Annotated in this window: 9 protein-coding genes; 1 reads left to right on the forward strand and 8 read right to left on the reverse strand. The window is 32.4% G+C overall.

Features of this window, described 5'->3' with window-relative positions; translation table 11 throughout:
* Positions 1–326: 326 nt before the first annotated feature.
* The 8 genes from mgtE to P8K68_RS13315 form a co-directional block, all read right to left on the reverse strand.
* Positions 327–1,697 (reverse strand): magnesium transporter, encoded by a 1,371-nt coding sequence (mgtE, locus tag P8K68_RS13280; RefSeq protein ID WP_300251887.1) that lies wholly within the window; start codon positions 1,695–1,697, stop codon positions 327–329.
* A 19-nt stretch (positions 1,698–1,716) separates the two neighbouring features.
* On the reverse strand, positions 1,717–2,511 hold the full coding sequence (gene rsmA / locus P8K68_RS13285; RefSeq protein ID WP_300251890.1) for a 16S rRNA (adenine(1518)-N(6)/adenine(1519)-N(6))-dimethyltransferase RsmA: 795 nt from the start codon (positions 2,509–2,511) through the stop codon (positions 1,717–1,719).
* A 35-nt stretch (positions 2,512–2,546) separates the two neighbouring features.
* The gene (locus tag P8K68_RS13290; protein WP_300251893.1) at positions 2,547–2,870 is read right to left on the reverse strand and encodes a DUF4286 family protein; all 324 of its coding nucleotides are present in this window, start codon (positions 2,868–2,870) and stop codon (positions 2,547–2,549) included.
* Positions 2,871–2,873: 3 nt separating this feature from the next.
* Positions 2,874–4,541: a tetratricopeptide repeat protein gene (locus P8K68_RS13295; RefSeq protein WP_366143759.1), complete on the reverse strand. Its 1,668-nt coding sequence runs from the start codon at positions 4,539–4,541 to the stop codon at positions 2,874–2,876.
* 776 nt (positions 4,542–5,317) lie between these two features.
* Positions 5,318–6,589 (reverse strand): serine--tRNA ligase, encoded by a 1,272-nt coding sequence (gene serS, locus P8K68_RS13300; RefSeq protein WP_300251898.1) that lies wholly within the window; start codon positions 6,587–6,589, stop codon positions 5,318–5,320.
* A gap of 170 nt (positions 6,590–6,759) precedes the next feature.
* Entirely contained in the window at positions 6,760–8,076 is a 1,317-nt protein-coding gene (locus P8K68_RS13305) for an HTTM domain-containing protein (RefSeq protein WP_300251939.1), read from the reverse strand.
* Positions 8,066–9,001, reverse strand: coding sequence for a bifunctional riboflavin kinase/FAD synthetase (locus P8K68_RS13310; RefSeq protein ID WP_300251901.1), 936 nt, complete (start codon positions 8,999–9,001; stop codon positions 8,066–8,068). Before P8K68_RS13310 ends, P8K68_RS13305 begins: the two co-directional genes overlap by 11 nt.
* Before the next feature lie 57 nt (positions 9,002–9,058).
* Positions 9,059–9,577: a hypothetical protein gene (locus tag P8K68_RS13315; RefSeq protein WP_300251903.1), complete on the reverse strand. Its 519-nt coding sequence runs from the start codon at positions 9,575–9,577 to the stop codon at positions 9,059–9,061.
* Between the two features lie 115 nt (positions 9,578–9,692).
* On the opposite strand from P8K68_RS13315, the gene P8K68_RS13320 reads away from it, so the two are divergent.
* On the forward strand, positions 9,693–13,154 hold the full coding sequence (locus tag P8K68_RS13320) for a GEVED domain-containing protein (RefSeq protein WP_300251905.1): 3,462 nt from the start codon (positions 9,693–9,695) through the stop codon (positions 13,152–13,154).
* Positions 13,155–13,175: the final 21 nt, after the last annotated feature.

The raw sequence follows: 13,175 nt of genomic DNA on the forward strand, positions 1-13,175 counted from the left end.
TTTCAACGGTTATTCAAACAGAAAGCAGAGGACTGATACGCACGATAGGGCTAACCTAGTTAGGGATATAGTTCACCTCTGTTTTCTTTTGAATAAATTTAAAAATTTATTTCAATTACAAACTAAAGGTTAGGGATTGAAGTGGCATCCTTTTTTAATAAGAAACACAAACTTTATTTTGAACTTTCATTTAACAGATAGCCACGTCCTTCGTCCTCGCTATGACGTTTAAAAAAGATATAACGAAACATTTATGTTCATGAATTCGATAATATTAAATAGAAAAGCATGAATAAAAGCCCGACCCTTGTGGTAACGCCCAAAGACTATATCCCTAGAATCATTTTTGCAATCCAGAAATAAAGTAAAATACCTAAAATATCGTTGCTTGTAGTAATAAATGGCCCTGTTGCAATGGCTGGATCTACGCCGCGTTTATCTAAAAACAAGGGTACAAATGTGCCTATAAGTCCTGCAATAATAATAACTGCGACTAAAGAGACCGATATGGCTAAGGCTTTGTCTATTTCGCCTTTGTATAACCAAACGAAAAGAAACAGAAAAATGGCTAAAATAACTCCGTTAAGGGCTGCGAGTAGCATTTCTTTAATTAAGCGACCATTAACACTCCCTTTTACATCATCGTTTGCTAATCCTTGCACAATAATAGCACTAGATTGTACGCCTACATTACCAGCCATAGCAGCTATAAGTGGCGTAAAAAAGAATAATACCGCATACTTACTAAATGCTTCTTGAAAGCCTTCCATGATAATGAATGCGCCTATTCCTCCAAGTAAACCAAGAAATAACCAAGGTAAACGGGCCCTAGTAAGCTCTAAAATAGTATCATCTGCCTCTACATCTCCGGTAATACCTGCCGCCATTTGATAATCTTTATCAGCTTCTTCTTTTAAAACATCTACGATATCATCAATGGTAATTCTACCTAAAAGTATTTGGTTTTCATCAACTACAGGAATAGCCTCTAAATCGTATTTTGCCATAACTTTTGCAACATCTTCTGCATCATCATTTACTTTTACATAATCGACATTAACCTTAACCAGATCTGAAATTTTCTGTTCACTTTTTGCGACAATTAAATCTTTTAAAGACAGGCGACCTATAAGTTTTTCTTCCTTATTTACTACATAGATAGAATGTACGCGGGTTACTTCTTTGGCTTGACCACGAATTCTGCGCATACAACCTGCAACCGTCCAAGTCTCATAAACTTTTACAAGCTCCTTTGCCATGAGTCCACCTGCAGTGTCTTCATCATAGGCTAAAAGTTCGGTGATTTCTGCTTTATGCTCCTCGTCTTCAATTTGGTCTATTACAGCTTGCTGACGAGCTTCTGATAATTCTGCAATAATATCTGCCGCGTCATCGGTATCTAATTCTTCAACTTCTTCGGCAATTTCTTTGGCAGAAAGATTTTTTAAAACTTTTTCTCGATTGTCTTCATCCATCTCCATTAAGATATCTGAAGTGGTTTCAGAATCAAGGAGTTTAATCACATAAACAGCCTCTTCTAGATTTAGTTCATCTAAAATTTCGGCAATATCAGCGTAGTGAAACTCGTCTAATAGCGTTTTGAGTTCTTTATCGTTTTTCTGTTCGATAAATAACTCCACTTGCTCAACGAGTTCATCCGTTAATTGAAATTGTATGTTTTCACTTTCTTCTGACAAATGGAAAGGTTTAAAAAATTTATTCGTCTTTTTCGATTAATTGCGTAAGCTCAATAAAGGCTTGAACACTTAATTGTTCTGGACGTTTGCCAAATATACTATTTGCTTTTAAATTATCAGATAAATTGAATATTTTTAAACTGTTACGCAGTGTTTTTCTACGCTGTTGAAAAGCAGCTTTAACTACTTTAAAAAAAAGTTTTTCATCACATGGTAAGGTATAATTTGCTTTCCTAGTAAGTCTTAAAACGCCGGAATCAACTTTTGGAGGTGGATTAAATACATTTGGTGGCACTGTAAATAAATACTCAGCATCATAAAATGCTTGAGTTAATACAGAAAGAATTCCGTAAACCTTACTCCCTTCTTTAGAGCAAATACGTTGTGCTACTTCTTTTTGAAACATCCCTGAAAATTCTGGGATTTGATCTCTCATTTCTAAAGTTTTAAACACAATTTGAGTGGAAATGTTATATGGAAAGTTACCAATAATAGCGAACGGTTCTTGATTGAAAACTTCGTTTAAATCGTACTTTAAAAAATCTTTTTCAATGATTCTTGGTGCAAGATTTAAGTAATTAGCTTGAAGATACTCAACTGATTCTGTATCAATTTCAATAACGTAAGTGGTTATATCTTTTTTGAGTAAATACTTGGTTAGCACACCCATACCTGGACCAATCTCTAAAACATTTTTATAGCCTTTTAAAATGAGTGTGTCTGCAATTTTTTCGGCAACAGATTCGTCATTTAAAAAGTGCTGACCTAAATATTTTTTTGCTTTTACCTGATGCTGCTTAGGATTATATACCACGAATTCACGTTTATTGTTTGTTTGACAAAACTAGGTTATTTAAAATTCACTGTATACTCATCTACAATTTGAAGTTCGGTTCTAAAAGCGAGCATTTTATCTGCGAATTTTTTCAAACTATCATTTCGAAGTTTCTCAGCATCTTCTTTATAATAAGCGTCTAAAGCCTCTCGAGAATACGAGCGGTATTGAATAGAATAACTCATCCCTCCCAAGTCTTCTTCTACTAGAATTTTTGACAAAGTTGCCTTTTCAAATTTCCCTGTTCCTAACACTTTTGGAATATGTTCTTTTATCCAAATAAGCCATTCGTCGTGAATAGATTCGTCTATGTTTACTGTTACGTTGTATATAATCATATGTTAATTTATGGCGTCGCCTCGTAAGGTTCTATATCGTTTTCTAGCATCTACAAAATAAATACTATCAGCGTGATTAAAAATAATTTGTTCGTATAAAGCTTTTGCTTTTTCAGGAAGGTTTAACTGTTTCTGATATATTTCAGCTAAATAAAAAAGCGCGTCATCAATTAAAATGCCATCTCTATAGTTTTCTATAATGAGCTCATAATTAACTCTGGCTTTTTCAATCGCCCCTTTTAATTGGAATAATTGAGCCTGCTTGTATAGGGCTTGAGCTATTATAGGTTCTGTTTTATGTGCTCCCAGAATTTTATCTAGTAAAGTAATAGCTTCATCATTTCTATTTTGAAAAGCTAACAAATCAGCTTTTGCATAATACTTTAGTGCTGTTTGAAGCGAATCTTCGTACTTATTATCAGAAATCAAGAGTTTTAAATCTAGCGCATCATTTGCTATAAGTTGAGATGTTGACGATTTTAAAATTTTAAGTTGAGATTCTGCCCATTTAAAATCGCCTTTGTAATAACTTGCTTTAGCTACTTTAAATCGTGCTTCTTGAGATATGGTACTGTTTTTAAGATTTCGCTGAATTTGGGTGTAATAAATCAGGGCTTTATTAAATTGTTCTTGTAAGACTAAAATATCGCCCAACTCTAATTTAATTTTCGCCTTTTCTATGTCTGACAGAGGACGTTTTAAACTTTTTTCTAAGAATTTTGTAGCGTCTTTTGTCTCGTTTAAATAAAAAGCTAAAAAATGTGCGTAAGAAATTTGTAACTCTAGCGTTTCCGATTGCCCTCCAAAGGTTTTTAGTAATTCAAGATATTTATTCTTGACCGCTCCATAGTTTGATTTTGAACTTTCTTTAATATCTAGTTTTAGTAAATTTTGATGTGCTTGAAGCTTTGTTTCGGTATCTTGAGCGGTTTCTATAATGTAATTGAAAATCTCTCTGGCTGTTTCATTTTCATTTTCATTTAAAGCTATTAATGCAATCTCTTCAATTCTTAATAGGCTTTCGGGTTGCCTTTTATAAATTGCTTTTTCTTGAGTAAATGCCTTTTTAAAATCTTTTTGTTGAATGAATAGCCAACTTAACAACTCATTCCAAAGTGTATTAGGCTCTTCCTGCATTTTTTTTAACAGGGTTTTCCTTAATAAAATATTATTCTTATGTTCACTATCCTCGCTAACAAAATCATTAATAGCGCGTTTTACATCTCCTATTAGAATAGGATTTGACTCTGCTAAATTTAAATAACTATTAAACATTTTTTCAATACTACCTTGCTCGCCATAAATTTGAGCTAACTGTATATTGAAATTAAAATCGGGATTTAAAGCTGCTGCTTTTTCATAGGCTATTATTGCCTCATCTAAAAGTGAATGATTTTGAAAACTCCTGGCTACGGCAAAAACATTACCTGCTTTTTCGTCTATAGTTGAAATAGCTTTTTGATAGTTTTCGTTTGCTTTTTCTAAATCGTTTTTTAGTTGATAATTATACCCTAATTCAACAAGAAAAGCTGGATATTTTACGCGTTCCATCAATTCTAAAATAAACGATTCAGCTTCAGTATATTGCTCTAACTGTTGATGTGTGCTTATAATTTGATTAATGTAAGTTATGTTTGAAGATGATTTTGCATACAACTTTTTATACTCCATCAATGCCTTTTCATATTCCCCCTTTTGGAAATAGTCTTTGGCAAGGGTAGCATTTTGTGAATATAAAATGCTAGAATGTATTAAGCATAAAAATAAAAAATATCGCATACGGTAAATATAACAAATGTAAAGTGTTGATGTTGTATTAACATCAATTTTTAATTAATGGGGTCCTGGTATACATCGAGACTAGTTAAATTAAAAATTTTGAATGCGTTTAGCAAATTTTCAAAAATGAGTTTTACTAAAAAGTGCCCGAAAAAATCGGGCACTAACCAACCAAAAATAATTTTCTATTAACTACTTGTTAATTAAACACTCGATTGGGGACAGTCTTTAAATTTCTTAATTAAATAAGAACGACTATTTTCAAAAAATATTATTGAATTGCACCAAGATTTTTACTTAAAAATCTTATTTACTCGCAATGGTTGTGGTGTTACCTTCATATTTAAATAATTCAAAATCTGAGGATAAAACTTTACTTGCGAAAAAAATCAAAGCAATTAATAAGATAATGCGCTTAACATTCTTCATAATCAGTAGGTTAATATAGATTTGATTAAGCGAATTTGTAAAATAAATATTAAAAATTCAAATGTATTGTCACATAATCGTTAATAAGCATGCATAATATGCATTTAATCGATAAAAATCAATTTAAACTCACTATTTTGTAAGATTTTATAGTTAATTTAAGAATCCCTATTTAAAGTAATACTCAATAACTTCAATGAAGATATACTTTCATTTTAGGACCTTAAAAAAGACAATGTTTAGTTAATAATTTTAAAACCAGTGTAAGGTTGAAGTACTTCAGGAATTACAATACCATCTTTAGTTTGGTAATTTTCTAGAATTCCGGCCAACACTCTAGGTAAAGCTAAAGCGCTTCCGTTAAGTGTATGTGCCAATTCGTTTTTACCATCACTATTTTTAAATCGAAGTTTTAAACGATTCGCTTGAAAGGTTTCGAAATTAGAAACTGAAGATATTTCTAACCATCTGTCTTGGGCTGTAGAAAACACCTCAAAATCATAAGTTAATGCAGATGCAAAAGAAGTATCTCCACCACATAAGCGTAAAATTCTATATGGTAATTTTAATTCTTTAATAATATCTTTTACATGCTCAACCATACCATCTAAAGCTTCATAAGATTTAGTAGGGTGCTCTACGCGAATTATTTCAACTTTATCAAATTGATGTAATCTATTCAACCCTCTTACATGTGCACCATAGCTTCCTGCCTCACGACGAAAACATGGCGTATAGCCTGTAATACTTACTGGAAGTTCGGTTTCGCCTAAAACCACATCTCTAAAAATATTTGTTCCAGGCACTTCTGCTGTTGGTATTAAATATAGATTGTCTTCGGTAACATGATACATTTGCCCTTCTTTATCTGGCAATTGTCCTGTTCCAAATGCAGAAGCTTCATTAACCATAAGCGGTAATTGATATTCAGTATAACCTGCAGCTGTATTCTTGTTTAAAAAATAGGCAATTAAAGCACGTTGTAATCGCGCGCCTTTACCTTTGTAAACAGGAAATCCAGCACCTGTAATTTTGGTTCCTAATTCAAAATCTATAATGTCGTATTTTTTTGCTAACTCCCAATGTGGTAAAGCACCATCATGTAATTTTGGAACATCTCCTTCGTTAAATATTTCTTCATTATCTGCTTCTGAATTCCCACGAGGCACAAGCTTATTTGGAACATTAGGTATTTTATAAAGCAACTCATTTAAAGCTTCAACCTTATTGCTTAATGCTTCAGAAAGTTGTTTTGAAGCTTCTTTTAATTGACTTGTTTTTTCTTTTAGAAGATGAGCCTTTTGAGCTTCACCAGATTTGTACAAGTTTCCTATTTCTTTTGATAAAGTGTTAGATTCAGCCAAAGTATTATCTAATTCTGTTTGAAGACGTTTTCTGTCTTCATCAAAAGTAACAACATCATCAATCAATTGCGTAGCATCAATATTTCGTTTTGCTAGTCGCTCAATAACTAATGCTTTGTTTTCTCTAATAAAAGGAACCTGTAACATAACTTAAAAATTTAAGGCACAAATTTAATAAATTGAATATAGAGTAAAGACATATTTTAGAACTAAACTATTGCGAGAATAAAATATCACTTTACTTAGATTCCCAATTTCGCGAGAATGACATTTCCAAACGAAACCTCGATTAAAATATTGAGGAGCAAATTTTTAAATTACTCTTCTTTTTGGGGTAAAATCCAATCGCTATGATTAAAAACATGCCACTCTACACTAGCCATATCAATGTCTGGATTTATAAATATTTTATAGGGTTTGCCGTTAACGCTAACTTTACTTTCTACATAAACCGCAACGTCTTCTCCTTTCTTTTTAAAATCTTGCTTTAGGCGTTGTGCAAATTGCCACATCATATCTGGTTTTGAACTTACAGATGAGATTTGTTTCTTACTCAAATAGTTTTTTAAATTTATATATGTGCGTTTTTTAGTGTCTTTATTTTCAACCCAATAAGAGGTCTGTCCGCTTTTTGAACGAAGCATCATGCGCCATGAGAGTCTGTGTCCTTCTTCTGTCCAAAGCACATGGTCTTTAATAAAATGGTGTCTTAATGGTAAGCCTATTTGAATAATGAAATAGATTATAAAAACTACAATTAAAGGGGTTTTTAACTTTGGAATGATAATTTCCTTAGAGTTGTAAAACAATTTCTTCTTTAAAAACAAGCTTTGAATTTTTTCGGCTGGAAAAAAGAACAAAGAAAATGCTAGCGATAAGTAAGGAAAAATACCAATTTGAAATATAACTGAATTGAACAAGTGAAAGAAAATAGATATAATGAATGCATATTTTCTAGTTGGCTTAAACATTAATAAAGGAATTATTAAGCCATCAAACAAAATACCGCCATAAGATAAAACATAATGCATCCATTTTTGCTGAAGAAAATTACCAACTAGAAAATAATCCTTTTTCGCTTTCATCATCAATTCAATAACTGATGTATCTAACCAATCCGGATATAATTTAGCAACCGAAGCATACGTATAAACAATAAATAACTGAAAAATGATTACCCAACGGCACCATTGTGGCATAGAATACCTTTTTATTTCAGGATGTAATTTAACATCAAAAGATGCATATTTATGTGCCGGCAGAAACATCATCATTGCACTTAAAAGCATCAGTAAATAATAATGATTGTTATATGATGATTTTTGCATTAAATACGTTGCAGACCACATTATGGCAAATGCAAACATGCTAAATCGGTATTTATAGCCGACCATAATTAGCAAGCCAAAAACACCCATTATAGCGTAGTAATAATACATACCATTTCCGGGTAATGGTTGTAAAAACTCGAACCCAATAAAATTAAAAGTGAAATCGGGATCAACTAAAGTGCGTTTTACCCAACCTGTGAAAATGGCGCCTACAGATTCTAAAAAACAAAGGAGACCAAAAATAATTCTGAAAACTACTAAAGCAGAATTGTCAATATGTTTAAATAGCCAATTATTCAATATTTAAATTTGAAATGTATTCTAAAGCCATATTTTTATCTTTTACAAGCTGAACTTTTAATGCTTCAACCGATTCAAATTTTTCTTCATCTCGAATACGATGTAGCAAGTCTATCTTTATTGTTTCATCATAAATATCTTTATCAAAATTAAAGAAATGAATTTCAATAGTTTGCTTACTCCCATTAACCGTAGGATTCACACCAATATTCATCATACCAAAAACAATAACATCTTCAATTACTGAGCTAACAATATATGAACCTTGTTTAGGAATAATTTTGTATTCGTCTTCAATTTCAATATTAGCTGTTGGAAATCCTAACGGCTTGCCTAACCCTTTCCCTTTTGTAACTTTACCGGTAAGTATAAAATGGTATCCTAAATAGGCATTTGCTTTTTGTATATCGCCTTCAATTATTGCTTGTCTTATTTTTGTTGAGCTTACTGCAACATCGTTAATATCCTGAGCAGAAATCTCTTCAACTTCAAAACCATAAGTTTCACCAAAGGCTTTTAAATCATTTATATCGGCATTTCTATTTCTACCAAATCTATGGTCATAGCCAATTATAACCTTTTTGGCATTTAGCTCATCGACTAAAATATTTTTTACAAAATTTTCAGCTGAAAGTCTAGAAAACTCCTGTGTGAACTTTTTTATGACTAAGCAATCTAAACCTAAATCAGCTAAGATATCATGGCGCTCGTTAATAGTATTAATTAATTTTATGTTAGAATCTTTTTGCAACACCATGCGTGGGTGTGGAAAAAAAGTAAGTATTACAGATTGTAATCCTTCTGTTTTCCCTGTATTAATTAAGCGTTTGATTATTTTTTGATGGCCAATATGAACGCCATCAAAAGTGCCAATTGTAACAACAGTTTGGTTATTTGGTAAGGTATTTAAACTACGCTTTGTTTTCAAGCTCTTTATTTTATGCAAAACTAGCTATAATGTCACTTAAAACAAACTTCTAAGTGTCTATTGTATGCTAAAAGTATGTTTTATTTCTTTTATTACTTGCGGAACTTCTTCAACCTTAAAACTTAAGTCTAGGTGGAAATTTTTATCATCTTTCTTAATTACCGATAACTTCCCATGATTTATTTTAAAATATCCTGTTTGGCCTTTGCAATAACACCATCTAGCAAAAAAAAGAGTTTTGTTAAGTAAATCTTGAGTTTCAAATTCCAGGTTGTTCTTATCTAATTCAACAAACACCTCTTCCCTATAGGAACTGTCCTGATAATTGGTATTGCCTTTTTTTTTATATTCAAATTTTAACACAAAATGACCGCCATCAATCATTTCTGGGTAGATATCTCCTAAATTATCCGTTTTAAGTTGTAGCGCTTTATTTTTGAATAATTCAAATGAACATGTACCTCTTTCTGGACAAACCATATTAACAACATCCTTGGCTCTATTTGATTTTACCTCACTTTTAGTCTTACACGAAACCAAAAAAAACATCATAAAAAACACATATAAACACCTCATAAACAAATATATGTTATTTTAAAATGGCAATTAATTTTTGCAATTGATAGTTTAACAGAGTATTTTTAGCATCCCGTAAAAAATCTAATCTTATATTGCTATGAGACTTTTACCCATGAGACATATTTTATACCTACTCCTATTTTCTTTTTTTATAACAACACTGCCTGCACAAAACAATCAAGGAATTTGGTCTAAGGTTTCTAAAAAAGAAGCCGCAGTTGGAAAAAAATTATTGAGAAAAACCGAACCGTCAAAATCTGTTTATTATCAGTTAGATATTAACAAATTAAAGCGTACTTTAAATGATACTTCAACAAACACTCTAGTAAAAAAAACATCTAATATCATCATTCTTTTTCCTAACAGTGAAGGTGGTTTTGATGAGTTTAAAATAAATGAATCTTCTATTTTAGAACCTAAATATCAAGAAAAACATCCTGAAATAAGAACGTATATTGGTCAGAATGTTAAAAACCCATCATCAATACTTAGTTTTAGTATAACCCCAAGAGGCTTACATGCCATGGTATTATCTTCAAAAACGGGCACCCAATTTATTGACCCCTATTCCAATAATAACACCTATGTAGTTTATAACAAGGGAGATCTTCCTGCTTTAAAAAAAGAATTTCAATGTTTAGTGCCTGATGATATTACAGAAGCTAAAGAAACGAGCGGAAGTTCGAAATCTTCACTAAATGCTAACGACAGAAAATTAAGAACCTTTAGATTAGCATTAGCCTCAACTATTGAATACTCTGAATTCCATTGGATGGCAGCAGGATTAACGGCCGGAGATACTGAAACGGATAAAAAAGCTGCAGTATTAGCAGCTATGGTAACCACAATGAATCGGGTTAACACCATATTTCAAAGAGATTTAGCAATCAAAATGGTTTTAGTGGATAATACTAATATCATTTTTATTAATTCTGATAATTTTTCTAATGATGATTCGGAGGCATTAATTGATGAAAGTCAAGTTGAAATTGATTTTGCCGCGACTACAACACCATTTAGCTATGATATAGGGCATACGTTTAGTACGGGCGGTGGTGGATTAGCATCATTAAATTCTCCTTGTGTCAATGATAGAAAAGCCAAAGGTATTACTGGGTTGTCTGTTCCAGTTGGCGATGCTTATGATATTGATTTTGTAGCTCATGAATTAGGACACCAATTTGGAGCACCACACACCTTTAATGGGAGCACAGGAAATTGTGCTGGTGGTAATAGAACAGCAAGTAATGCTTATGAACCTGGTAGTGGGTCTACCATAATGGCCTATGCAGGAATTTGTTCACCACAAAATGTGCAATCCCAAAGTGATGCTTATTTTCATCAAAAAAGTATTCAAATGATTTGGGATAATATAACTACAGGTTTAAGTACATGTGGTGCCGAATCAGATTTATCAAACAGACCTCCCATTGCTCTTGCAGGGCCTGATTACATTATTCCAATTTCAACGGCATATAAACTTGTAGGAAACTCTACAGATCCAGATGGTATAGCAGGACATACTTATACATGGGAACAATATGATTTAGGGGCGTCTGGTACTCCTGAAGAAACCAATACGACAGGGCCTTTAGTTCGCTCTTTTGAGGGCACATCAAATCCTGTTAGAAATATTCCAAAATTTGAAGACTATATAGCTTCATCAGGATCAACGACTTGGGAAAAATTACCATCGGTTAATAGAACCATGACTTTTGCTCTTACAGTAAGAGATAATGATGTTGTTGGGCCAAATGGTGGTGGACAAACTGATGTAGATTTTATGAATGTTATTGTAAATAGCACAGATGCTTTTACGGTAGTAAATCCTATTATATGGGCTCAAGGTTCAACTCAAAATATTGAATGGGTAGTGGGTCAATCAGCAAATGTAAGTACCATTAATTGTCAAGAGGTTAATATAAAATTATCTACAGATGGCGGACTTACATTTCCAACAATTCTTGCATCTAATACGCCTAATGATGGCTCTTTTTCTTTTACAGTTCCATCAACCCCAAACACGAATGAAGCTAGAATTTTAATAGAAGCTGCAGATAATATTTTCTATGATGTTTCAGATTTTAACTTCTCTATTTCAAATGTACCCGACTTTTTTATCGCTAATGAAAGTCTAGCCCCAATTAATTGTAATGAAACTGAAATAGTTTATACTTTTGATTATGCAATTTCTAATGGATTTTCTGAAAACATAGTATTTAGTGCGTCAAATATACCTGGAAGTGGCATAGCTACTTTTTCTCCAACAAATCTTGACGATTCTGGAATTGTAACTTTAACCCTTAGTAATTTAGATGGTGTTTCCCAAGGCAATTACAATATTACGGTTACAGGTTCGAGTAGTAGTTCATCCAAAACCAAAGATAAAATAATAGACTTACCTTTCTTTAACTCTATATGCGTTTCTGCTGGTAATCTAGATTTTTTAACCAGCACTACATTTGTAGGTTTCAATACCATTTCCAATGCATCAGGTAACTCTGATTATAGTGATTTCACCGGGATTTCTTCAGATGTAGTGAGAAACACACCTTACGATTTAATTATAGACGCCAATACAGACGGAAATTTTACCACGAATACTAGGGTTTGGATAGATTGGAATCAAAATTGTAGTTTTAACGATCCAGGAGAAACCTATAACTTAGGTGATGCAACCAATGTTTCCAATGGTATAACTGGTTTGTCTCCACTAACTATAACCATTCCTAGCGATGCTTCTTTAGGCAACACCATTATGCGTGTTTCAACAAAATTTAAGGATGATGGGCTTCCAAGTCCTTGTGAAATTAATTTTGATGGCGAAGTAGAAGATTACACACTTAATATATTACCTATAGATTTAAATTTTAACTCCTCAATTACTTCCGTTCAATTTAATACTATAAATCAAATTTCTGAAAAGACATCGGAGTATTCTAATTTTTCTTCCGTGATAACAGATATAAATAGGAATACTTCTTATGATTTGAGTATTAGGGTTAGTACCGAAAGAGATTTCACAACACTAACAAAAGCGTGGATTGACTGGAATCAGAATTCAAGTTTTGATGATGCTGGCGAGGCATACGATTTAGGTACTGCTACAAATGCAACCAACCAACTTACTGGTAACTCCCCACTCTCTATTTTAATTCCGGAGAATGCTATTTTAGGAAATACCACCATGAGAATAGCTACTATATATACAGGTAATTCAGGCAATCAAGAGCCAATGCCTTCGGGAGACGCTTTGGAAGGTGAAGGCGAAGTAGAAGATTATACAGTTAATATACAACCTACATTATCCATTGAAGAATTTGGTTTTGAAAACCTTATTGTTTTCCCCAATCCGAACCATGGTATTTTTAGTATTAAACTTAACGGATCCTTAACTCGCCATATTACCATTGAAGCTTACAATATTAGTGGGCAAATTATCGCGAATAAAATTTTTGATCCTACAGGAGATTTTAATCAGATTGTAAATTTTAATTATTTACAATCTGGTATGTATTTTTTACATATTAGCGACGGCAAAAAAATAGCTAAGAAGAAGATTATAATTTATTAAACATAAAATGAATTTAATGAA

Source organism: Algibacter sp. (assembly GCF_029245835.1).
GTDB lineage: Bacteria > Bacteroidota > Bacteroidia > Flavobacteriales > Flavobacteriaceae > Algibacter_B.